The organism is Lysobacter antibioticus HS124, assembly GCF_000336385.2.
In the GTDB taxonomy this organism is placed as follows: Bacteria; Pseudomonadota; Gammaproteobacteria; order Xanthomonadales; family Xanthomonadaceae; genus Lysobacter; species Lysobacter firmicutimachus.
This window is the reverse complement of the sequence record NZ_HG424460.1, coordinates 57,266-78,693: the sequence shown is the minus strand read 5'-3', so window position 1 is coordinate 78,693 and position 21,428 is coordinate 57,266. Positions and strand designations below refer to the sequence as shown.

Annotated in this window: 20 protein-coding genes; 9 read left to right on the top strand and 11 right to left on the bottom strand. The window is 70.1% G+C overall.

The genetic code is table 11. The annotated features are described in order from the left end of the window. Window positions 1-12: 12 nt before the first annotated feature. The gene (dksA, locus tag TX83_RS05160) at window positions 13-1,071 is read right to left on the bottom strand and encodes an RNA polymerase-binding protein DksA (protein ID WP_075575011.1); all 1,059 of its coding nucleotides are present in this window, start codon (window positions 1,069-1,071) and stop codon (window positions 13-15) included. A gap of 348 nt (window positions 1,072-1,419) precedes the next feature. Here dksA and yidD point away from each other — a divergent pair, with 348 nt between their 5' ends. The 3 genes from yidD to TX83_RS05145 are packed head-to-tail and all read left to right on the top strand — an operon-like array spanning window position 1,420 to window position 3,877. Next, complete coding sequence (yidD, locus tag TX83_RS05155; RefSeq protein ID WP_221672111.1) at window positions 1,420-1,668, top strand: membrane protein insertion efficiency factor YidD; 249 nt, start codon at window positions 1,420-1,422, stop codon at window positions 1,666-1,668. Beyond that, entirely contained in the window at window positions 1,653-2,984 is a 1,332-nt protein-coding gene (locus TX83_RS05150) for a dihydroorotase (protein WP_064746862.1), read from the top strand. Before yidD ends, TX83_RS05150 begins: the two co-directional genes overlap by 16 nt. After that, on the top strand, window positions 2,981-3,877 hold the full coding sequence (locus TX83_RS05145; protein ID WP_064746861.1) for a M23 family metallopeptidase: 897 nt from the start codon (window positions 2,981-2,983) through the stop codon (window positions 3,875-3,877). Before TX83_RS05150 ends, TX83_RS05145 begins: the two co-directional genes overlap by 4 nt. A 31-nt stretch (window positions 3,878-3,908) precedes the next feature. Here the strand turns inward: TX83_RS05145 and TX83_RS05140 are convergent, their stop codons facing one another. The 8 genes from TX83_RS05140 to efp form a co-directional block, all read right to left on the bottom strand. After that, on the bottom strand, window positions 3,909-4,757 hold the full coding sequence (locus TX83_RS05140) for a hypothetical protein (RefSeq protein WP_064746860.1): 849 nt from the start codon (window positions 4,755-4,757) through the stop codon (window positions 3,909-3,911). Continuing rightward, window positions 4,754-6,475, bottom strand: a complete 1,722-nt coding sequence (locus tag TX83_RS05135) for a GGDEF domain-containing protein (protein WP_064746859.1) — start codon at window positions 6,473-6,475, stop codon at window positions 4,754-4,756. Before TX83_RS05135 ends, TX83_RS05140 begins: the two co-directional genes overlap by 4 nt. Before the next feature lie 200 nt (window positions 6,476-6,675). Further along, window positions 6,676-7,614 (bottom strand): GTP cyclohydrolase FolE2, encoded by a 939-nt coding sequence (folE2, locus tag TX83_RS05130; RefSeq protein WP_064746858.1) that lies wholly within the window; start codon window positions 7,612-7,614, stop codon window positions 6,676-6,678. An 88-nt stretch (window positions 7,615-7,702) separates the two neighbouring features. After that, entirely contained in the window at window positions 7,703-8,440 is a 738-nt protein-coding gene (locus tag TX83_RS05125) for a hypothetical protein (protein ID WP_075575013.1), read from the bottom strand. Then, on the bottom strand, window positions 8,437-9,129 hold the full coding sequence (locus TX83_RS05120) for a phosphoglycolate phosphatase (protein WP_064746856.1): 693 nt from the start codon (window positions 9,127-9,129) through the stop codon (window positions 8,437-8,439). The genes TX83_RS05125 and TX83_RS05120 overlap by 4 nt, the downstream gene beginning before the upstream one ends. Continuing rightward, entirely contained in the window at window positions 9,126-9,893 is a 768-nt protein-coding gene (gene ubiG / locus TX83_RS05115; RefSeq protein ID WP_064746855.1) for a bifunctional 2-polyprenyl-6-hydroxyphenol methylase/3-demethylubiquinol 3-O-methyltransferase UbiG, read from the bottom strand. The genes TX83_RS05120 and ubiG overlap by 4 nt, the downstream gene beginning before the upstream one ends. A gap of 150 nt (window positions 9,894-10,043) precedes the next feature. Then, the gene (locus tag TX83_RS05110; protein WP_064746854.1) at window positions 10,044-11,378 is read right to left on the bottom strand and encodes a TRZ/ATZ family hydrolase; all 1,335 of its coding nucleotides are present in this window, start codon (window positions 11,376-11,378) and stop codon (window positions 10,044-10,046) included. A 277-nt stretch (window positions 11,379-11,655) separates the two neighbouring features. After that, window positions 11,656-12,222: an elongation factor P gene (efp, locus tag TX83_RS05105; protein ID WP_064746853.1), complete on the bottom strand. Its 567-nt coding sequence runs from the start codon at window positions 12,220-12,222 to the stop codon at window positions 11,656-11,658. Between the two features lie 196 nt (window positions 12,223-12,418). On the opposite strand from efp, the gene epmB reads away from it, so the two are divergent. Together epmB and TX83_RS05095 are read left to right on the top strand one after the other, a co-directional pair. After that, window positions 12,419-13,444 (top strand): EF-P beta-lysylation protein EpmB, encoded by a 1,026-nt coding sequence (gene epmB, locus TX83_RS05100; protein ID WP_064746852.1) that lies wholly within the window; start codon window positions 12,419-12,421, stop codon window positions 13,442-13,444. Window positions 13,445-13,621: 177 nt separating this feature from the next. After that, window positions 13,622-15,715 carry an EAL domain-containing response regulator gene (locus tag TX83_RS05095; RefSeq protein WP_064746851.1) on the top strand — a complete coding sequence of 698 codons (2,094 nt, stop codon included), beginning with the start codon at window positions 13,622-13,624 and terminating at the stop codon, window positions 15,713-15,715. Window positions 15,716-15,926: 211 nt separating this feature from the next. Here the strand turns inward: TX83_RS05095 and htpX are convergent, their stop codons facing one another. Continuing rightward, window positions 15,927-16,841 (bottom strand): protease HtpX, encoded by a 915-nt coding sequence (gene htpX / locus TX83_RS05090; protein WP_064746850.1) that lies wholly within the window; start codon window positions 16,839-16,841, stop codon window positions 15,927-15,929. A gap of 267 nt (window positions 16,842-17,108) precedes the next feature. On the opposite strand from htpX, the gene gluQRS reads away from it, so the two are divergent. The 4 genes from gluQRS to phbB (TX83_RS05070) all read left to right on the top strand — a co-directional run bounded on the left by gluQRS (window position 17,109) and on the right by phbB (TX83_RS05070) (window position 20,266). Next, a complete protein-coding gene (gene gluQRS / locus TX83_RS05085) occupies window positions 17,109-17,978 on the top strand; it encodes a tRNA glutamyl-Q(34) synthetase GluQRS (RefSeq protein ID WP_064746889.1) in 870 nt (289 codons plus the stop codon). Between the two features lie 42 nt (window positions 17,979-18,020). Continuing rightward, the gene (gene phbB, locus TX83_RS05080; RefSeq protein WP_064746849.1) at window positions 18,021-18,761 is read left to right on the top strand and encodes an acetoacetyl-CoA reductase; all 741 of its coding nucleotides are present in this window, start codon (window positions 18,021-18,023) and stop codon (window positions 18,759-18,761) included. Between the two features lie 166 nt (window positions 18,762-18,927). Beyond that, complete coding sequence (phaR, locus tag TX83_RS05075) at window positions 18,928-19,413, top strand: polyhydroxyalkanoate synthesis repressor PhaR (RefSeq protein WP_064746848.1); 486 nt, start codon at window positions 18,928-18,930, stop codon at window positions 19,411-19,413. 112 nt (window positions 19,414-19,525) lie between these two features. Further along, window positions 19,526-20,266 carry an acetoacetyl-CoA reductase gene (phbB, locus tag TX83_RS05070; RefSeq protein ID WP_064746847.1) on the top strand — a complete coding sequence of 247 codons (741 nt, stop codon included), beginning with the start codon at window positions 19,526-19,528 and terminating at the stop codon, window positions 20,264-20,266. A gap of 219 nt (window positions 20,267-20,485) precedes the next feature. On the opposite strand, the gene TX83_RS05065 is transcribed toward phbB (TX83_RS05070), so the two are convergent. Then, window positions 20,486-21,406 (bottom strand): M48 family metallopeptidase, encoded by a 921-nt coding sequence (locus TX83_RS05065; protein ID WP_064746846.1) that lies wholly within the window; start codon window positions 21,404-21,406, stop codon window positions 20,486-20,488. Window positions 21,407-21,428: the final 22 nt, after the last annotated feature.

Sequence of the window (21,428 nt, the reverse complement as noted above, 5' to 3'; positions counted from 1 at the left end):
CCGTCGGGCCGGTCAGTCGCCCATCTGCTTCTGCAGATGCTCCCAACGCTCCTGGGCGTCGATGGTGCGCTCGGCGGTCAGGCGCGCTTCCAGGCGCTCCAGGCCGATTTCTTCGCCGGTATCGACGCAGAAGCCGTAGTCGCCGGAATCGACCCGCTTGAGCGTGCTGTCGATCTTGCTGATCAACTTGCGATAGCGGTCGCGGGTACGCAGCTCGAGCGAGTTCTCGGTCTCGCGGGTGGCGCGCTCGGCCTCGTCGCCGACGTCGCGCACTTCATCCTTGAGGTTCTCGATGGTCTGCTTGGACTCCTCGACCAGATCGGCGCGCCACTGCAGCAGACGCTGGCGGAAATACTCCAGCTGCAGCGGACTCATGTACTCCTCGTCGGAGGTCGGCTTGTAGCCGTCCGGAACGATCGGCCGGCCGGTCGCCGGGTCGTTCTTGTACGCCACGACCTTGACCTTGGTCTTCGGCGCCGGCGCCGCCTGCTTGGCGGTCACGGCGACGGCGACCTTGCCGGCCGGGCGCGGCGCCGAGGCGGCCGTACTCGCGGGCTTGCTCGCGGATGTTTTGCTGGATGCTGTCTGGGTCACTGTGTTCTTGCTTCGGTCGGAGGTGCTGTCGACCTGCGCTGCAGGGGGAGCCTTGGCGGCGGCCTGCGGCGCGGGCGGTGGGGCAGCCGGCTTGGCTGCGGGCTTCACAGCTTCGGGCTTTTTCGCTTCAACTTTTTTAAGCTCGGGCTTGTTCGTTCCGCCGGCCTTGCCGGGTGCGGGTTTTTTTGCCGCCGCGGACGGCGCTTTCTTCGCGGCGGGCGCCGGCTTGGGGGCCGGTTTCTTCGCCGCGGGCGCCTTGGCGGGCGCCGCCTTCTTCGCGACTGCGGCCTTCTTGGCCGCCGGTTTGCTCGCCGTGGATTTCGCTACGGCCTTCTTGACCGTCGCCTTCTTCGCTGCCGGTTTGGCAGCCTTGCTCGCCGCCTTTTTGGGCGCAGGCTTGGCCGCCTTCTTCGCAGCCGGCTTGACGGTCTTCTTGGCGGCCTGGGCGGCCTTCTTCGCAGGTTTTTTCACTGCCACGAGCGGCTTGTCCTTCTATTCCCTGAGGGCGCCCCCGGACGCCGTCCGAAGGGCTTCGCGGGCCAAGCATGACCCACCCGGTCATCAAATGCACATGCGTTCGCTGACCGCAAGTGAAATCCGGCGTTCGGCCGGTTTTCGCCCGGCCCGGGCAGACACGGTAGCATCGCTTCCGCGCCGCGGCGGACCTTCGTCTCGCACTTGCCTTGTTTGGGGAAAGCGCGCTGTTATACCCTGCTGCGGCACCTGCGGCAACCGCGCCAAATCACCGGCCAGACGCAGTACCCGAGGGCATTCGCGGCGCGCGTTTCCTGCGTCAGTCCCTACCGTTGCCGGCATTAAGAAAACGTGATCGACCGCCTTCTCATCGCCCTGCTTCGCGGCTACAAGCGTTGGATCAGTCCGATGCTGGGCCAGCGTTGCCGTTTCTACCCCAGTTGCTCGGCCTATTCGATGGAGGCGATCGACCGCTTCGGCGCGTTCAGGGGCAGCTGGCTGACGCTGCGACGCCTGGCGCGCTGCCATCCCCTGCACCCCGGCGGCCACGATCCCGTGCCGCCCTTGGACTCCGGAAAACACACATGTCATCGACACTGATCGTCAACGCCCGGCTGGTCAACGAAGGCCGCGAATACGACGGCGACCTGCGCATCGAGAACGGCCGCATCGCCCAGATCGGCGCCGGCCTGGATGCGCGCGGCAACGAAACCGTGGTCGACGCGGCCGGCCGCCGCCTGCTGCCGGGCATGATCGACGACCAGGTCCATTTCCGCGAACCCGGCCTGGAATACAAGGCCGACATGGCCACCGAGTCGGCCGCGGCCGTGGCCGGCGGGCTGACCACGTTCATGGACATGCCGAACACCCAGCCGCCAACCCTGGACTCGGCGGCGCTGGAGGACAAGTACCGCCGCGCCGCCGGGCGCGCCTGGGGCAATTACGGCTTCTATCTCGGCGCCAGCAACGACAACCTGGCCGCGATCCAGTCGCTGGATCCGCGCACCGCGCCGGGCGTGAAAGTGTTCATGGGCGCTTCGACCGGCAACATGCTGGTCGACGATCCGGTCACCCTCGACGCGATCTTCCGCGACGTGCCGACGCCGATCATCACCCATTGCGAAGACACGCCGATGATCGATGCCGAGCTGGCGCGCTACAAGGCGCAGTACGGCGACGACATCCCGGCGCGCTTCCATCCCGACATCCGCTCGCGCGAAGCCTGCAAGAAATCGACCGAGCTGGCGATTTCGCTGGCGCGCAAGCACGGCACCCGCCTGCACGTGCTGCACATCAGCACCGCCGACGAACTGGCCCTGTTCCAGGCCGGCCCGATCGAGGGCAAGCGCATCACCGCCGAGACCTGCATCCACTTCCTGCGCTTCGACCGCGACGACTACGAGAAGCTCGGCCACCTGATCAAGTGCAATCCGGCGATCAAGGACCCGGCCGACCGCGAGGCGCTGATCCGCGCCGTGGCCGAGGACGTGATCGACGTGCTCGCCACCGATCATGCGCCGCATACGCTGGAAGAGAAGGCGCGACCCTACACCGGCGCGCCCAGCGGCCTGCCGCTGGTCCAGTTCGCGCTCAACGCCGCGCTGGAACTGGTTCACGAAGGCCGCCTGAGCACCGCCCAGGTGGTCGACAAGTTCGCCCACGCTCCGGCCAAGCTGTTCGATGTCGAACACCGCGGCTTCCTGCGCGAAGGCTACTTCGCCGACCTGGTGCTGATCGACGACGCGCCGTACACGGTGCGGCGCGAGGACGTGCTGTCCAAGTGCGGCTGGTCGCCGTTCGAAGGCCGCACCTTCCACAGCCGCATCGCCTCGACCTGGGTCAACGGCGCGCTGGCCTGGGACGGCAAGGCCCTGGTCGGCGCACCGAACGGGCAACGTCTGGCGTTCGCCCGATGAGCCGCGGCCCCGCCGCCGTCCTGGCGGCGTGCCTGGCGGCGGCCGCTCCGAGCGCCGCCGCCCCGGCGCCGGCCCAGGACACCGCACCGGCGCCGACGCGCGCCGATACGCGCATCGTGTTCCCCGAGGCCGTGCAGCAGGGCGCGATGGTGATCGGCAAGGTGCCGCCCGGCAGCACGGTGCGCTACGCCGGGCGCAGCCTGCGCAGCACCGGCTACGGCTCGGTGGTGTTCGGCGTCGGCCGCGACGCGGCCGGCCCGCTCGAGGTCCAGGTCGAAACCGCGCCCGGCCGGGTCGAGACCGTGCGCATCGCGGTGACGCCGCGCGACTTCCCGACCGAGTACATCCAGGGCGTGCCGCCGAAAACGGTCAACCCGCCGCCCGAGATCGCCGCGCGGATCCAGCGCGAACAGGCCGAAGTGGTGGCCGCGCGGGTACGCGACGACGACCGCGCCGACTTCGCCCAGGCCTTCGCCTGGCCGGTGCGCGGTCGGATCAGCGGCCGTTTCGGCAATCAGCGCGTCTACAACGGCCAGAAAGGCTCCGGCCATTCCGGTATGGACATCGCCGCGCCGAACGGCACCCCGATCCTGGCCCCGGCCGCGGGCGTGATCAGCTTCGCCAAGCCCGGCCTGTACCTGACCGGCGGTACCGTGGTGCTCGACCACGGCCACGGCATCAGCTCGAACTTCCTGCATCTGTCGCGCATCGACGTCAACATCGGCGATCGCATCGCCCAGGGCCAGACCATCGGCGCGGTCGGTGCGACCGGTCGTGCGACCGGGCCGCACCTGCACTGGGGCATGAATTGGTTCGACGTGCGCATCGATCCGCAGTTGGTGCTCGAACGCGGCGACGCGGTGCGCGCGACGAAGGCGCCGGCGGCGCCCTGAGCGGCCGTCGTGGGCTGAGCGGCGCGAGCGCTCAGCCCGCCAGCAACGCGCCCAGTGCCGGCAACGAGGGCGACAGCTCCAGTTCGCGCAGACGCAGCCATTTCGGATTGGCGACCCGCGGTCCGGCCGCCAGCAAGCCGGCCCCGGTCGCGATCAGGCCCAGGCGGGCGCGGGCCTGGGCCAGCGCCACTGCGAACGCGGCCTCGCCCATGTCCGCCTCCGCCTTGGCCTCGGCCCAGCCGCGGCGGCGCGCCGCCGACAGCCAGGGTTCGATCCGGGCCCACAGCGCCGCCTCGTCCAGGTCCGGGCAGGGGCGCATCCGCGACGGCACCGGCGGCAATCGCCATACCGAACGGTCGCGTGCATGGACCGGATTCTCGGCCAGGCAGCGATAGACGAATTCGCTCGCCGTCATCGCTTCCGCGCCGGTCTCGGCGACCCGGCGCAAGGCTTCGTACAGCACCCGACGCAGGCCCGGCTGCGCCGGCCAGTCGCGCTCGCGCAGCGCGGCCAGCACGCCGAGCGCGCGCAACGGGTCGCCGGCATGCGCCGGCTTGCGCAGCGACAGCGCATGCGCGAGCACCGCGATGCGGTCGGTATCCTGCGCCGCTTCGCCGCCGGCCTGTTGCGGCCGCCGCGCTTCGGCAGCGCTCAGGTCCGGATCGGCCAGGCGCTCGGCCAGTGCCGGCTCGACCACGCCGTCGGCGCACAGTTCGATCAGGCAGCCGGCGCGGCCGACCAGTACCGCGTGGTCGTAGTCGCTGTCGCCGAGCCAGGCGTACAACCGCGCCAGTTCGTTGCGATGGCGCAGCAACAATACGTCGCCGGTGCGCAACTGCGCCGGCGCGCACGAGGCCGGCCGGCGGCGCTCCGGGTTCACGACACCGCCTCGGTCTCGACCGGCTCGGTGGCATGCCCGGTGACCCGGTCGCGCCCGGCCGACTTGCTGGCGTACAGCGCGGCGTCCGCGCGCTCGAGCAACTGCTCCGGCGTCTCGCCGGGCAACAGCTCGGCCACGCCCAGGCTCAGGCTGACCGGCAACAGGCGGCCGTCGATCGACAGCGGGCTGCCGCTGACCGACTCGCGCAGATGCTCGGCGACCCGCACCGCATCGCGCAGTTGCGTGTCGGCCAGCACAACCAACACCTCGTCGCCGCCGTAGCGGCCGAACAGGTCGTAGGCGCGCAGGCGGTTGCGGGTACGCAGCGAGACGATGCGCAGGGTTTCGTCGCCGACCCGGTGGCCGTGCTCGTCGTTGATCCGCTTGAAGTGGTCGATGTCGAAGAACACCACCGACAGCGGCCGGTGCGAGCGATGCGCACTGTCGACCGCGCCGCGCAGGCTTTGCGAGATCGCCGCACGGGTCATGGCCCCGGTCAGGCTGTCGTAGGTGGCGAGCCGGTTGGCGGTGTCGCGGTCGCGGCGCAACTGCTGCAGTTTCGAGGTCAGGCCCAGCAGCAGGCCGAGCCCGCCCAGGGCCAGGCCGACCGGGAAGGCGTACTCGAGCCAGGCGTATTCCGGCCACCACTGGTGATTGGCGCCGACCAGCACCACCAGCAGCGCCATCAGCGGGGTCCAGGCCAGCAACAGGAAATAGGCCTCGCGTTGCCGGCGCCAGGTCGCGACCGCGGTGCAGTACAGCACCAGCGCGATCACCACCAACAAGTTGAGATTGCCGTACAGCGCACTGTGCTTCCAGGTGCGGAACACCGACACCACCAGCAGCGCGCCCAGGGAAATACTGCAGTAGTCGAGGATGCGCGCGACCCGCGGCTGGGTGGTGCGCAGGCCGAGGAAGAAGATCAGGAAACGGATGCTGGCCAGCACCGCGGCGGTGTTGAGCACGACGTTGGTGCGCCCGTCCGGAGCGATCTCGCTCAACCACGGCACCGCGCGCATCTCGCCGCCGTCGGCGGTCAGGGTCAGGATCTGCAGCACCAGGGTCAGGCCGAGGTAGGCGTAGCCGCGCTCGCGCAGGCCGGCCCAGAACCCGAACGCCAGCACCGCAGCCACGCCCATCGCGGTCAGCACCACGCTGCGCAGACCGACGTGCAGCATGTCCTCGCGATGGACCTCGGCCAGCGGCTGGATCGTCACCTTGGACGGCAGCACGTCGACTGTCATCAGACGCAGGTACAGCACATCGCCCTGGCGCAGTCCCTGCGGCAGCGGAAACACCACGAAGCGGGTGGAATGATCGAAGTCGGTGTCGGGCCCGTAGATCGAGCGGCGCAGCGGCACGGCGTCGCCCGGGCGCCACAGCTCGACCTCGCGCCGGTACGGCCGGCTGACCACCAGTTGCGGCGCGGCATCGGCGCTCAATTCGCCGAGCACCCTGATCCGCCACCAGATCGGCTGTCGCCGCGGCGCGGCGATCTCGCTGCCGGACACGGCCTCGAAGGCGCCGTCGAATTCGCCGGCTAGCACGCGCGCCGGCACGGGGTCCTGGGCCAGCCGGGCGAGGCTGAACGCAGGCGCACGGAAGGCCGGACGGTCGGACGAGGACAGCCCCGGGGATTGCGCCGACGCGATCGCCGCCACCCACATCGCCAGCAGAGCCCACAGGGTCTGCCAGCCCCGACGCCAGGGTTTCCCCATGCCCCATCCGGTCACTGATCCAATGACCCGAGCATAGCCGATGCGGCGCGCGCGCCGGGGGTGGGTAGCGTCACGATTTGGCCTGTCAATCTGTGCGCTGTAACACGCCTCGGCACATTGGCATGCGAGGAAGCGCGGTACGCGCCTCAAATATGCAGTTCGTTACCGCCGACGGATGCCGGCGCGAATCAGGCGCGCGTTCAGTCGCGCGCGCCCTGCCCTGTCACCCGCGCCACCGCATCGTGCGCGTGCAGGCTTTCGAAATGCGCCACTTCGGCGTCGAAGCGTTCGATGCGCGCATCGCGCGACAGCGCCGCGGCGACCCGGCGCGCGGCGTCTTCGCAGAACATCAGGTTTTCGGCGTTGAGCTTGGCGAAGGCTTGTTCGTCTTCGCGCTTGACCGCGGTCTGCACCGGCGTGCCGAGCGCCTGCTCGATCGCGTCGATCAACGCCACCAGCGGCAGTTCGTCGAATGCCGGACGCAACTCGACCCGGATGTCGGCGCGGCTGCGCTGCGCGTGCGGCGTCGCGGCCAGACCGCGTTCGGAGGCCAGCCAGTCGCTCACCACCGCGGTCGACAAGGGATGCGCGGCAGCGAAATCGGCGGCGAAACGCGCTGCATTGAGCTGGCGCGACAACGCCGCCGAAGCCGGACACGTGCTGGAGTACTCGACCGCGAAACGCAGTCCCAGGTGCAGGTGACCGTCGATCAGACGCGCGTCGATCTCGACCGGATAGCGCTTCCAGCCGGCGTTCTGGCTGGCCAGCGCCGGACGCAGCAGCAGTTGTTCGTAACGCAGGCTCAGGCGCGCGGCGCCGGACAGCCCGCCCTGGCCGTCGATCAGGCTTTGCAGGGCGCGGCGCAGGCCGGCCGGGGTCACCGTCTCGCTGGCGAAGGCGTGCTGCAGATGCAGGTACATGCGCGACATGTGGATGCCGCGCGCGTCGGGATCGCGCAGATCGACCGAGACGTCGACCGAGGCCGGCACCTGGATGACGCTGCCGTCGCCGGCGGCGATCCGCAGCGGCAAGGCGATATTGGACATGCCCACCCAGTCGAGCGGCCGCGCCGCGGCGGCGGCGTCGAAGGCGACATCGGGCAAAACGGGCTTGAGCGCAGGAGCGTTGGGAGGGTTCACGACGGCTGAAATGGGGGCGCGTGGGGGGAACGCAACGCCGCCATTCTAGCGGCTGGGGACGGCCGGCCCGGCCCCGGCCCTGCAACGCTCAGTTGCGGGCCCCGCGCCAGGCCGCCAGCAACGCCGTCCACGGCGACAGCGGGCGGGCCGCATCGCCGCGCTGCAGGCGGGTCCGGGCCAGGGCCGTCCACAGCCGTCGCGGCACCGTGGCGCCGCCGCCGTGGGGCCATTGCGCCAGCAGTTCCCGGCCCCATTCCGCCGCGGCGCCCTCGCCCGGGCGCGCCAGGGCCCGCGCGACCACGCTCAGCGGCACGGCGGCGTCGCCCTGCAGCAGCAGGCGCGCCTCCAGCAGGGCGGCCTGGATCGCCGGTACCGCGGCGACCGGCAACTGGCCGGGCACCGGCTCGAACAGGACCGCATCGATCGCGGCCGCGGCCTCGGCCAGCGGGCGCAAGGCGTCGTAGGCCTCGCCGCGGTCGCCGGGCCGCTCGCGACTGTCGCGCAGGCCCGGCAGGGCCGCCGCCAGCGCCGCCCACGGCGCCGGGCGCCTTTGCAGGGCCAGGCCCAGCGGATGGCGTCGCCGCCCCTGGGTCCAGCCCTGCAGTTCTTCCATCCACCAGCCGAGCTTGGCCTCGCCCGGCGCGGCGTCGCTGCCGCCCCAGGCGGCATCGGTCAGCTCTTGCTGCAGCGCGGCCCAGGCCAGCGCGGTGGCACGCTCGGCGCGCGGCACGAACACCTCGGCCACCGACCACTCCGGCCAGCGCGCGCGCCATTTGCCGGCGAATTCGTGCAGGGCCTGCTCGTCGGCCTCGCCGGCGGCGCTCATCGCGTCGCCGGCCATGCGTCGGCGGCGAGCAATTGCGCCGGCGCCTCGATCATCGCGTCGGCCTGCCAGGACAGCGGGTCGTCGTGGTCAAGCCGGTAGCCCCACAGCGCGGCCACCGAGGGCATGCCGGCGGCGCGAGCGGCGAGGATGTCGCGTTCGTCGTCGCCGACGTAGACGCAATCCGCCGCGGTCATGCCGATGCGTTCGGCCGCCACGGTCAGCGGCAGCGGATCGGGCTTGCGCGCGGCCAGGGTGTCGCCGCCGATCAGCACCGCGCAGCGGGTTTCCCAGCCCAGCAGGGGCATCAGCTTGCGCGCCAGGTACTCGGGCTTGTTGGTGACGATGCCCCATACGCAGCCGGCCGCCTCGAGCTGGCCGAGCATCGCCTCGACGCCGGCGAACGGCGCGCCGTGCAGGCCGAGCTCGACTTCGTACAGGTCGAGGAACTCGCGCACCCGCGCGTCGCGCCCCTCGGCGTCCAGTTCCGGAAACGCCGCGCCGAGCATGGCGCGCGCGCCCTTGGACACGTGCGGACGCAGCGCATCGAGCGGCATCGGGCCGACGCCGCGCGCGGCGCGCATGCGGTTGGCCACCGCGAGCATGTCCGGCGCGCTGTCGAGCAAGGTGCCGTCGAGATCGAACAAGGCCGCCTTCGGAAACGCTGCGACGGCCGCCGCGGCCGCACTCATGCCGCGTCCTCGGGCTTGCGCGCGCAGGCCAGGTAGTTGATGTCGGTGCGCGAGATCACCCGCGCCGCGTTGCGCCAGGGTTCGTACATCAGGCCGCTGACGTCTTCCAGCTGCAGGTCGGCCTCGCGCAGCCAACCCGCCAGCTCGGAGGGCTTGATGAAATCGCGGTACTGATGAGTGCCCTTGGGCAGCACCCGGGCCACGTATTCGGCGCCGACGATGGCCAGCGCGAACGCCGCCGGGGTGCGGTTGAGAGTGGACAGGAACAGGCGCCCGCCGGGCTTGAGCAGCTTGGCGCAGGCGCGAACGATCGCCGCCGGATCGGGCACGTGCTCGAGCATTTCCATGCAGGTGACCGCGTCGAACTGTGCCGGCATTTGCTCGGCCAGGGTTTCCACCGACTGCAGCCGGTAGTCGACCGCAACGCCGGTTTCCAGCCGGTGCAGCTTGGCGACCTTGATCAGCTCCGGCGCCAGGTCGATCGCGATCACCTGCGCGCCGGACGCGGCCAGGGCCTCGCTGAGCAGGCCGCCGCCGCAACCGACGTCGAGCACCTGCGCCTCGCGCAATTCCACGCGCTGGGCGACATAGCCCAGCCGCGCCGGGTTCATCGCGTGCAGCGGCTTCTGCGGTCCCTGCGGGTCCCACCAACGATTGGCAAGGGCGCCGAACTTGTCCAACTCGGCCTGGCTGAAGTTTTCGCCGCCTGCGGAGGCCGTGTCGCCGGTGTCGCCGGATTGGGGGGCGGTGCTGTGAGCGCTCATGGTGTCTACCGTTCGGACCGTCGCCGGTCGGTGGCGGCGCGGGCGCGGTTCGCGTCCTCGCCGGTCGGGCGGCGCCGAAGCGGCGCCGCCGTCGCTTAGTGTGGCCAAGCGCCCGCGCCGCGGTGTTAACGCCGCGCGAGCGCCGCAGGTTCAAATCGCGGCGATGCGTTCGCGCCACTGGCGCGCGTTGGCGAGCAGGCCGGCGACGTCGATGTCGACCAGCACGCGCTCGCGCAGCTTGGCGCGGCCTGCGATCCAGACGTCGCTGACCTGATGCCGCCCGGTCGCGTAGATCAGCTGCGAGACCACATGGTGCAGCGGCTGGGTCTCCAGCTGCGACAGATCGACGCAGACCAGGTCGGCCTGCTTGCCCGCTTCGATGGTGCCGATCCGGCTCTCGTAGCCGAGCGCGCGCGCGCCGCCGAGGGTCGCCGCGCGCAGGGCGCGGAACGCGTCCAGCGCCTTGGCGTCGTCGGCCACGGCCTTGGCCAGCAGCGCCGCGGTGCGGGTCTCGCCGAACATGTCCAGGTCGTTGTTGCTGGCGCAGCCGTCGGTGCCGATCGCCAGGTTGACCCCGGCGCGCTCGAGCTTGCACGCCGGGCAGAAGCCCGAAGCCAGCTTGAGGTTGGATTCCGGGCAATGCACCACGCTGACTCCGCGCTGCGCGCACAGCTCGATCTCGGCGTCGGTGAGCTGGGTCATGTGCACCGCGATCAGGCGGTCGCTGATCAGGCCGAGGCGGTCCAGGCGCGCGATCGGGCGCTGGCCGTGCAGCTTGATCGAGTCGACGACTTCCTGCGCCGTCTCGTGGGTGTGCAGGTGGATCGGCAGGTCGAGCTGGTCGGCGAGCATGCGGATGCGCTCGAAGTTCGCATCGCTGACCGTGTACGGCGCATGCGGCGCAAACGCGGTCGCGACCAGCGGATCGTCGCGCCACAGATCGTGCACTTCGCCGGCGCGGTCGAAATATTCGTCCGAACTCTTGGCCCAGGCGGTCGGGAAATCGATCACCGGCAGGCCGACCCGGGCGCGGAAGCCGTGGCGCTTGTACACCGCGGCTTGCACGTCGGGGAAGAAGTAGTTCTCGTTGGCGCAGGTGGTGCCGCCGCGCAGCATCTCGGCGATCGCCAGGGCGATGCCGTCCTCGACGAACTGCGGCCCGATCACCGCCGCCTCGACCGGCCAGATATGGCCCTGCAGCCACTCCATCAGCGGCATATCGTCGGCGATGCCGCGCAGCAGGGTCATCGGGTTGTGGGTGTGGGCGTTGACCAGCCCCGGGATCAGCGCCGCGTCGGGCCGCGAAACGGTTTCCGCCGGTGCGTAGCGCGCCCGCGCTTCGGCGACCGGCAGGACCTCGAGAATCCGGCTGCCGCGCACCGCGACGGCGTGGGCTTCCAGCACCACCGCATGCGGCTCGACCGGCACCACCCAGCCCGCTTCGATCAACAGGTCGCAGGGAATGGCTTGGGCTTCGGTCGTCATCTGCGCTCGCTCGGAGGGTCGGACCGCCCGGGGCCGGGTCGGCCGGGTATTGCGAAAACGCGGCCGGGGTCGCCGTCCGCGTACGGGTCGTGGCGTCGGGCACGCTGCGCATCGCAGCGCCGCGGCGTCGCCGCAAGGCATTGTGCGCCGCCCTCGCCCGCGCCGCGCAGGCGGCGGCGAAAGCGGCAATGCCGGCAAACCGCGCCGCAGGCGCGGCCGGCGGCGGGACTTGCGCGGCCGCCCGCGACCGCCGGCGGCGGCCGCGGAACGGACCGGCTTACTTCACTCGGCTGACGTACTCGCCCGAGCGGGTGTCGACCTTGATCACTTCTTCCTGGCCGACGAACAGCGGCACGCGCACCACCGCACCGGTTTCCAGGGTCGCCGGCTTGCCGCCGCCGCCCGAGGTATCGCCACGCACGCCCGGATCGGTCTCGGTGATCTTCAGCTCGACGAAGTTCGGCGGCTGGACCGCGATCGGCACGCCGTTCCACAGCGTCACCACGCATTCTTCCTCGCCCTTGAGCCACTTCTCCGCGCCGCCCATGCCGGCCTTGTCGGCCTGGACCTGCTCGAACGACTCCTGGTTCATGAAGTGCCAGTACTCGCCGTCCGAATACAGGTACTGCATGTCGGTGTCGACCACGTCGGCCTGTTCGACGCTGTCGGTGGCCTTCATGGTCATTTCGACCACGCGGCCCGACTTGATGCTGCGGTACTTGACGCGGGTGAAGGCCTGGCCCTTGCCCGGCTTGACGTATTCGGTCTCGGTGATGATGCACGGGTCGTTGTTGACCAGGATCTTCTGTCCGGTCTTGACGTCGTTCATGCCTAAGCTGGCCATGCTGAAGCTCCTGCGAATTTGGAAAGTAATGAGGCGGCGCCCCGCGCTGCGGCAGGCCGGCGCTCGGCCACGCCGCCACGGTGCGCCGCTCGGGAACGCGATCGGGCGGGTAAGGCTAGAATGTCGGGCTGCGCGCCCGCCCCGGCCTACGGCCCGGGCCGGCGCCGGCAGATCCGGCCACCCGAACCAGCCCGACATGATAACCGCAGCCCCGGCCCCGATGCAGCCGCCCGCCCCCGACCGCCCCGGCGCCCGCTGGCAGGCGGCCTGGCGCGAGGCCCTGCGCGATCCGCGCGAGCTGTTGTCCCTGCTCGGCCTGGACGAGGCGGCGCTGGGCCTGTCGGACGAGGCGGCGGCGCAGTTTCCGCTGCGGGTCCCGCGCGGCTTCGTCGCCCGCATGCGCCACGGCGACCCGGCCGACCCGCTGCTGCGCCAAGTGCTGCCGCTGGACGAGGAAATGCGGCCCATGCCCGGCTTCAGCCTGGACGCGGTCGGCGACGGCGCGGCCAAGGCCGGCCACGGCGTGATCCGCAAGTACCGCGGCCGCGCCCTGCTGATCGCCACCGGCAGTTGCGCGATCCACTGCCGCTACTGCTTCCGCCGCCACTTCCCTTATGCCGAGGAAACCGCGGCCGCGGCCGGCTGGCGCGAGGCGGTGGCGGCGATCGCCGCCGACGCCGGCATCGACGAGGTGATCCTGTCCGGCGGCGACCCCTGGTCGCTGGCCACCCCCAAGCTGGCCGAGCTGACCCAGGCCCTGGCCGCGATTCCGCACCTCCGCCGCCTGCGCGTGCACACCCGCCTGCCGATGGTCCTGCCCGAGCGCGTCGACGCCGAGCTGGTCGCCTGGCTGCGCGGACTGCCCTGGCCGGTCGCGGTGGTGCTGCACGCCAACCACGCCGCCGAATTCGACGCCTCGGTCGACGCCGCCATGGGCCGGCTGCGCGCCGCCGGCGCCACCTTGCTCAATCAGGCGGTATTGCTGCGCGGCGTCAACGACGACGTCGACGCCCTGGCCGCGCTCAGCGAACGCAGCTATGCCGCCGGCGTGCTGCCCTATTACCTGCACCAGCTCGACCGGGTCCAGGGCTCGGCCCATTTCGAGGTCGCCGACGAACGCGCCCTGGCCCTGCACCGCGCCCTGGCCGCGCGCATCTCCGGCTACCTGGTGCCCAAGCTGGTGCGAGAAGTGGCAGGCGATCCCGGCAAGCGACCGTTGTAAGGTTGTAATCTGGTCGGGGTTTGATCGGGGAACGACGCGAAACCGCAGACCGGCGCCGCCATGCGCCGGCCCTGTCAGGTCGCGGCGGATCGAACCCAACAACAGGTCACAGATTTTCGACCTTGCATGGACGAGGCCGGTCCTTCATGTCATAAACCCGGCCCACGGAGGTGGTCAATGCAATTCGGCAAAGACATGGTATTGCGCCTGCTGATCGTCGACGACAGCGTCGAGGCGGCCGAGGCCATCGTCAGCGGCCTGCGCAACAGCGGCATCGCAGTACGGCCGACGCGGCCGGAAAACGAACAGGAAGTCGCGGCCCTGATCCTGCAGCATCCGCCGGACCTGGTCCTGGCTTCGCGCGATTCGCGCAACGTCGCCCTGTCCAAGCTGATGCAGAGCGTCGACGCCAGCGGCAAGGACCTGCCGGTGCTGGTGCTGACCGACACCGTCGACGACGCCATCCTGCTCGGCGCGCTGGAAATCGGCGCGCGCGGCGTGGTGCTGCGCTCCAATCTGGCGCATCTGCAGAACGCGGTGCGCGCCGAATGGGCCGACCTGGAAGCGCGCCGCTCGCTGCGCCGGCTCGAAGCCCAGGTGCGCGAGACCGAGCGCCGCTGCGACGCGCTGATCGATTCCTCGCGCGACCCGATCGCCTACATCCACGAAGGCATGCACATCCGCGCCAATACGGCGTACCTGGAGATGTTCGGCTTCGAGTCCTTCGAAGAGATCGAAGGCATGTCGCTGCTGGATCTGGTCGCGCCCGGCCAGGTCGACGGCTTCAAGCAATTGCTCAAGCAGCTCAGCAAGGGCGAACCGCCGCCGCCGAGCTACGAGACCCAGGCCCGCACCCTGGACGGCAACGCCTTCCCGGCGGTGATGGAGTTCACCCCCGCCACCTACGAGGGCGAGCACTGCCTGCAAGTGGTGCTGCGCCGGCAGGAAGTCGACCCGGAACTGGCGCGCGAAGTCGAAGCGCTGCGCCAGCGCGACCAGGTCACCGGCCTGCTCAACCGCGCCACTTTCCTGCGCGCGCTGGAAGACGCGGTGTCCGATGCGGCGCAGAACTCGGCCCACCACGGCCTGCTGCTGATCGAGCCCGACCACTACAACCAGTTGCTGCAGGAAATCGGCCTGGACCAGGCCGACCAGCTCATCGCCGCCTGCGGCGAACGCCTGCGCACCGCGATCGGCGCCGAGGACGTGGTCGCGCGCTTCGCCGAGCACCAGTTCGCGGTGCTGACCCGGCACAGCGACCACAGCCACACCGCGGCGCTGGCCGAGCGCATCCGCGCCGCGTTCGCCGACCAGGTGCTGGAGGCCGGCCCGCTGGCGTTGAGCGCCACCGCCAGCCTCGGCGGCGTGCAGATCGGCGAGAAGATCGCCAGCATCACCGCCGTGCTCGGCAAGGCCAGCCAATGCCTGCAGTCGGCCAGCGACGTCGGCGGCAACCGCAGCGAGCTGTTCGACCCCGGCGCGGTCGACCGCGCCGAGGAAGAGCGCATCGCCGCCTGGGTCGCGCGCATCCGCGACGCGCTCGACGCCGATCGCTTCGTCATGAACTACCAGCCGCTGATCAATCTGCACGGCGAGCCGATCGAGATGTACGAGGCCTATCTGCGCATGCAGAGCGCGGCCCCGGGCGAAGCCGGCGGCGAGCTGGTGCAGCCGCTGTCGTTCCTGCAGATCGCCGAGGAACACGGCCTGCTGTGGGAGATCGACCGCTGGGTGGTCGGCAAGGCGATCCAGATCATCGGCGAGCGCATGCGCCAGGGCCGCCGCACCACCTTGCTGGTCAAGATCACCCAGGCCTCGCTGCAGGACGAAAGCCTGCAGCAGCACATCGTCGAACAGTTGGCCAAGTACGGCGCCGACGGCAAGCTGCTGGTGCTGCAGCTGCCCGAGTCCAAGGTGTTCACCAACCTGCGCGCGGCGCAGGAACTGCAGGCGCGCATCGCCCCTTACGGCGTGCGCATCGGCCTGGAGCAGTTCGGCGCCGGCCTCAACTCGTTCCAGCTGCTCAACCACTTCGACGCCGCGTTCCTCAAGATCGACCGCGGCTACATCGAAGACCTGACCGGCAACCCCGACCACCAGCAGCGCGTCCGCGACATCGCCGACAAGGCGCGCGAGCTGGGCAAGCAGACCATCGCCGAGTTCGTCCAGGACGCGGCCAGCATGAGCCTGCTGTTCGGCGCCGGCATCGACTACGCCCAGGGGCACTTCCTGGCCGCGGCGGGGCCGGAGATGGATTACGACTTCCAGTGAGGCTGGGATTCGGGATTCGGGAAGGGCTAAGAAAGCCGGGGCCTGCGAGCAACAAAAAACCCGCCGTCTGGCGGGTTTTTTGTTGTTTCATCGTAGTCGGGCGGCGGCGGCCGATGGCTCTAGAAACCCGGCCGTTGGCGGAGCCGCCTTCGCTGCCCCAGCGTTGCAAAGGGGCCAGCGGGATGTGCTCTTGCCTTTCCCCGCCCTTCGCTCAACGCACCACGGTCCGACCGCTCGACCGCTCCTGCGGCGCGTCGATCAGCGCCTGGATGCGCTCCTCCAGCGGCGGGTGGCTGCGCAGCAGCTTGGACAGGCCGTGGCCGACCGCGCCGCTGATGCCGAAGGCCTGGACCTGGTTCGGCAGGGTGCTCTCGCCGTAGGTCAGCGACAGGCGCTTGAGCGCGGCGATCATCTTCTCGCGTCCGGCCAGGCGGGCACCGCCGGCGTCGGCGCGGAATTCGCGGTAACGCGAGAACGCCATGGCGATCATGCTGGCCAGGATGCCGAACACCACGTCCAGCACCATCACCACGACGAAATAGAACACGCCCGGCCCGCGCGATTCGCGGCCGCCGTTGAGCATGGCGTCGATCCAGCCGCCGACGATGCGCGCGGCGAACAGCACGAAGGTGTTGAGCACGCCCTGGATCAGGGCCATGGTCACCATGTCGCCGTTGGCGACGTGGCTGACCTCGTGGGCGAGCACCGCCTCGGCCTCGTCCTTGGTCATCGCGCCCAGCAACCCGGTCGACACCGCGACCAGCGCGTCGTTGCGGTTGGCGCCGGTGGCGAAGGCATTGATTTCCGGCGCTTGGTAGATCGCCACCTCAGGCATGCCGATGCCGGCCGCCTCGGCCTGGCGGCGCACGGTCTCGACCAGCCAGCGCTCCTCGGCGTTGCGCGGCTGCTCGATCACGTAGGCGCCGGTGGTCCGCTTGGCGATCCACTTCGACATCAGCAGCGAAATCAGCGAGCCGCCGAAACCGAACACCGCGGCCATCACCAGGATCGCGCCGTTGTTGCCCAGGCGGATGCCGAATACGTTCTGCAGCACCGACATGACGACGCCGAGCAGGATCAGCACGGCCAGGTTGGTGGCGAGGAACAGCGCTATGCGTTTGAACATGGTCGTACTTTGCTTTGGTTGCCGCGCACCATGCGCGGCTTCGGGCGACCTCCCTGTCGGTGCGGCGTCGCCGCCGCTCGTCCTCAAATGTGGCGAACCCGCCGTTAATTCAACGAGAATCCGTATCGTCCCCGCCGTCGCCCGAGCGCTCGTTCATTGTCCGGACATCCTTCGTTCCCACCCGAGCATGCCGGGGGCCCGGCCAGCCCCGGCGCGGCCGCGCCCGCGCCTTACCGCGGCCGCTTCGCGCCCTCGCCCACCGGCGACCTGCATCCGGGTTCGCTGCTGGCGGCGTTCGGCAGCTGGCTGCTCGCGCGCCACCACCGCGGCGCCTGGCTGGTGCGTATCGAAGACCTCGATCCGCCGCGCGAAGTTCCCGGCGCCGCCGAACGCCAGCTGCGCGCCTTGGCCGCGTTCGGCCTGGAGAGCGACGAGCCGGTGCGGCGCCAGAGCGAGCGCGGCGAGCTCTACCGCGCCGCCCTGGACCAGTTGCTCGCACGCGGGCTGGCCTTCGCATGCCGCTGCAGCCGCAGCGACCTGGCCGCCGCCGGCGGCATCCACCGCCGCTGCCTCGCCGCCGCGCGCGAACCCGGGCGCGCCGCGCCGCAAGCGGCGGTGCGACTGCGCGTGGCCGACGGCGCCACGGTGGGCTTCGACGACGCCGTGCTCGGCCCGCAGCGCCAGGACGTAGCCGCCGAGGTCGGCGATTTCGTCCTGCGCCGCGCCGACGGCTACTGGGCCTACCAGCTCGCGGTGGTGGTGGACGACGCCGACCAGGGCATCACCGACGTGGTCCGCGGCGCCGACCTGCTCGACTCGACCGCGCGCCAGATCCTGCTGCAGCGCGCCCTGCGCCTGCCGACGCCGCGCTACGCCCACCTGCCGCTGCTGCTCGACGCGCAGGGACGCAAGCTGTCCAAGTCCGACGCTGCGCAGCCGCTGGACCCGTCCGACCCGCTGCCCGCATTGCGTGCCGCCTGGCACGCGCTCGGCCAGGACCCCGAGCCCCTGGCCGCGGTAGCGACTGTCACGCAATTGCTCGACCAGGCCAGGGTTTCGTTCAGTCCGGCACAGATTCCAAAATGTGCTGAGACCCTCGCTGCTGTGCACAACACGCCGGCCCCGAATGCTGTCTAGAATCGGGCCGATACCGCGCTGCGCGGTCATGGAGAGCACAGCATGCAGTCACGCGTTGCACTGGTCACCGGCGGCACCGGTGGCATCGGCACCTCGATCGTCCAACGCCTCGCCAAGATGGGGCACAAGGTCGCGACCAACTATCGAGACGAAGCCAAGGGCCGCGCCTGGCAGGCGCAGTTGAAGGAACAGGGCTTCGACGTGGCCATCGCCCAGGGCGACGTGTCCTCGCCGGAGCAGGCCGAAGCGCTGGTGCGCGAGGTCGAGCGCCAACTCGGCCCGATCGACATCCTGGTCAACAACGCCGGCATCACCCGCGACGCCACCTTCCACCGCATGACGGCGCAGCAGTGGACCGACGTGATCGGCACCAACCTCAATTCCTGCTTCAACGTCACCCGCCCGGTGATCGAGGGCATGCGCGATCGCAAGTGGGGCCGGATCGTGCAGATCAGCTCGATCAACGGCCAGAAGGGCCAGTACGGCCAGGCCAACTACGCCGCGGCCAAGGCCGGCATGCACGGCTTCACCATCTCGCTGGCGCAGGAAAACGCCAAGTTCGGGATCACCGTCAACACCGTGTCGCCGGGCTACATCGGCACCGACATGGTCATGGCCGTGCCCGAGGACGTGCGCAACAAGATCATCGCCCAGATCCCGACCGGGCGCCTGGGCACGCCGGAAGAGATCGCCTACGCGGTCGGTTTCTTCATTCCCGACGAAGCCGGCTGGATCACCGGCGCCAACCTGTCCGCCAACGGCGGTCAGTACATGGGCTGGTAAACCGGTTCGCCGCCGGAGACCTGTTCAGGTCTCCGGTGCGCAGGCCGGACGGCGCCGCGTCCGGCGGCGGTTCCGACCGCCCGTCGCGCTCATTGTGCCGACCCTGTTGCAAGCCCTCGCGGCCTGAGCCATGCTGCAAGGCACCACGTTTTAGAGCCAAAGCTCCATGGCCTCGACCCGCGTCATCAAGAAGTACCCCAACCGTCGTCTCTACGACACCGAGATCTCCAGCTACATCACCATCGAAGACGTGCGCCAGCTCATCGTCGACGGCGAGGAGTTCGAAGTGCGCGATGCGCGCTCGGGCGAAGACCTGACCCGCCAGGTGCTGCTGCAGATCATCGCCGAGCACGAGCAGGACGGCGAACCGGTGCTGTCGACCCAGTTGCTCAGCCAGATCATCCGCTTCTACGGCGACTCGCTGCAGGGCTTCATGGGCAACTACCTGGAACGCTCGATGCAGTTGTTCCTGGACCAGCAGCAGCAGTTCCGCAACCAGATGGGCGGCATGCTCGGCCAGACCCCGTGGGCGATGATGAATCAGCTCACCGAGCGCAACCTCAGCCTGTGGAAAGAGTTCCAGCAGAACCTGTCCGGCAGCGTAGGCCAACCGACCACGCCACGGAACAAGACCGACAAGCGCGAGCGTTGAGCCGCGCTTTTTTCTTGCGCGCCGCCGGCGCGCCCAGCACGATCGCGACCGCCCGCGGGCGGTTCGCGGGCGCGTGACCCCGCCGCGCCCGGCATCCCGTTCCGGAGTTCCCATGCACAAGCGCATCGCCGTCGTCAGCGGCGGTATCGGCGGTCTCGGCAGCGAGATCTGCAAGTCCCTCGCCCGCGCCGGCCGGCGCGTGATCGCCCTCGACCTGGGCTCGCGCAAAGAGCGCATCGCCGAGTTCGGCCGCCTGACCGAAGGCCTGGACGTGGGCTTCGAAGCCGCCAACGTCGCCGATTACGACGACTGCGGCGCGGCGATCGGCCGCATCCTCGAACGCGAAGGCTCGGTCGACATCCTGGTCAACGCCGCCGGCATCACCCGCGACGGCAGCCTGCGCAAGATGGACAAGCGCGCGTGGGACGAGGTCATGGACGTCAATCTCGACGGCGTGTTCAACCTGTGCCGGCACGCGGTCGACGGCATGGCCGAGCGCGGCTTCGGCCGCATCGTCAACATCAGCTCGGTCAACGGCCAGACCGGCCAGTTCGGCCAGACCAACTACTCCGCGGCCAAGGCCGGCATGCACGGCTTCACCATGGCCTTGGCGCGCGAAGTGGCGCGCAAGGGCGTCACGGTCAACTCGGTCTCGCCCGGCTACTGCGAAACCGCGATGGTGATGGCGGTGCCCGAGGACATCCGCAGCCGCATCATCGACGCCGTCCCGGTCGGCCGCCTCGGCAAGCCCAGCGAAATCGCCCGCACCGTCGAATTCCTGACCGCCGACGACGCCGGTTTCATCACCGGCGCCAATATTCCGGTCAACGGCGGCTTGTTCATGAGTTTCTGAACGCGGGGATTAGGGATGGGGGACGGGGGATTGGTGAAGGCCGAAGCCGGGGCCGTTCGATGCCGACCTCCTTCCAACGCACGACGAGGCCGCACGCGCAACGAAAAAGCCCGCCGACCGGCGGGCTTTTTCGTTCTGTGGTTAGCCTTCGCTGTTCTTCCCCTTCGAAAAAGGGGGGGGCAGGAAGGAGTTGCTGTCGCCGTCGCTGCTACCTCAGCCTCACCGCAACGGCCGGTTCGCGCAGTTCGCCTGGTAGAACTGCAGCGCGCGCGGCATCAGCGCTTGCAGGCTCTGGATGCGGTTGGCCGGGTCCGGGTGGGTCGAGGCGAACTCCGGCGGGCGTTGGCCGCCGCCGAGCTGGGACATGCGCTCCCACAGCGGTACCGCCTGGCGCGGGTCGTAGCAAGCCGCCGCCGCCAGCATCAGTCCGACCTGGTCGGCCTGGGTCTCGTGGTTGCGCCCGTAGGGCAGGATCAGCCCGTACTGGGCACCGGCGCCGAGCGCGCCCATGATCATCTGCTGCTGTTGCGGGTCCATGCCGCCCACCGCCATGCCGGTGGCGATCTGGCCCATCTGCACCAGCTTCTGCTGGGCCATGCGCTGCGAGCCGTGGCGCAGCAGGGCGTGGGCGATCTCGTGCCCCATCACCACCGCCAACGCGTCGGCGTTCTGGGTCACCGGCAGCAGGCCGGTGTAGACCGCCATCTTGCCGCCGGGCAGACAGAAGGCGTTGGCTTCCTGCGAATCGATCACCGCCACGTCCCACTGGAAGCTGCGGTAATCGGTCGGCGCGGTCTGCTGGTTGGCCGCCGCCAGCGATTCGGCGACCTGCGGCACCTTGCCGATCAGGCGCTGGGCGATCTCGCGCACCGCCTGGCTTTCCGGCGCGTTCGCCGGCAACAGCGCACGCTGGGCATTGGCGTCGCCCAGCACCTGCTGGAAGGCCTGCGCGCCGAGCTGCACTTCCTCGTCGGCGGTGGTGCCGTAGTGCGCCTTCTCGCCGGTGTAGGGATCGGTCTTGGCGCTGCCGAACCACTGCCATGCCGCATAGACCGCGAACAGGGCCAGGATCCACCAGCGGAACCCGCCGAACCCGCGCCGCTGCCCGCGGCTCGCGCCGCCCATAGGATCGATCCGCATCTGCCTACTCCCGAAACTGCCT

Coding starts and splice junctions, on each gene's coding strand:
- TX83_RS05150 (WP_064746862.1), top strand. CDS start 1,653: ATGTCATCGACACTGATCGTCAACGCCCGGCTGGTCAACGAAGGCCGC.
- TX83_RS05145 (WP_064746861.1), top strand. CDS start 2,981: ATGAGCCGCGGCCCCGCCGCCGTCCTGGCGGCGTGCCTGGCGGCGGCC.
- TX83_RS05135 (WP_064746859.1), bottom strand. CDS start 6,475: ATGGGGAAACCCTGGCGTCGGGGCTGGCAGACCCTGTGGGCTCTGCTG.
- TX83_RS05125 (WP_075575013.1), bottom strand. CDS start 8,440: ATGAGCGCCGCCGGCGAGGCCGACGAGCAGGCCCTGCACGAATTCGCC.
- TX83_RS05120 (WP_064746856.1), bottom strand. CDS start 9,129: ATGAGTGCGGCCGCGGCGGCCGTCGCAGCGTTTCCGAAGGCGGCCTTG.
- ubiG (WP_064746855.1), bottom strand. CDS start 9,893: ATGAGCGCTCACAGCACCGCCCCCCAATCCGGCGACACCGGCGACACG.
- TX83_RS05110 (WP_064746854.1), bottom strand. CDS start 11,378: ATGACGACCGAAGCCCAAGCCATTCCCTGCGACCTGTTGATCGAAGCG.
- efp (WP_064746853.1), bottom strand. CDS start 12,222: ATGGCCAGCTTAGGCATGAACGACGTCAAGACCGGACAGAAGATCCTG.
- epmB (WP_064746852.1), top strand. CDS start 12,419: ATGATAACCGCAGCCCCGGCCCCGATGCAGCCGCCCGCCCCCGACCGC.
- TX83_RS05095 (WP_064746851.1), top strand. CDS start 13,622: ATGCAATTCGGCAAAGACATGGTATTGCGCCTGCTGATCGTCGACGAC.
- htpX (WP_064746850.1), bottom strand. CDS start 16,841: ATGTTCAAACGCATAGCGCTGTTCCTCGCCACCAACCTGGCCGTGCTG.
- phbB (WP_064746849.1), top strand. CDS start 18,021: ATGCAGTCACGCGTTGCACTGGTCACCGGCGGCACCGGTGGCATCGGC.
- phaR (WP_064746848.1), top strand. CDS start 18,928: ATGGCCTCGACCCGCGTCATCAAGAAGTACCCCAACCGTCGTCTCTAC.
- phbB (WP_064746847.1), top strand. CDS start 19,526: ATGCACAAGCGCATCGCCGTCGTCAGCGGCGGTATCGGCGGTCTCGGC.
- TX83_RS05065 (WP_064746846.1), bottom strand. CDS start 21,406: ATGCGGATCGATCCTATGGGCGGCGCGAGCCGCGGGCAGCGGCGCGGG.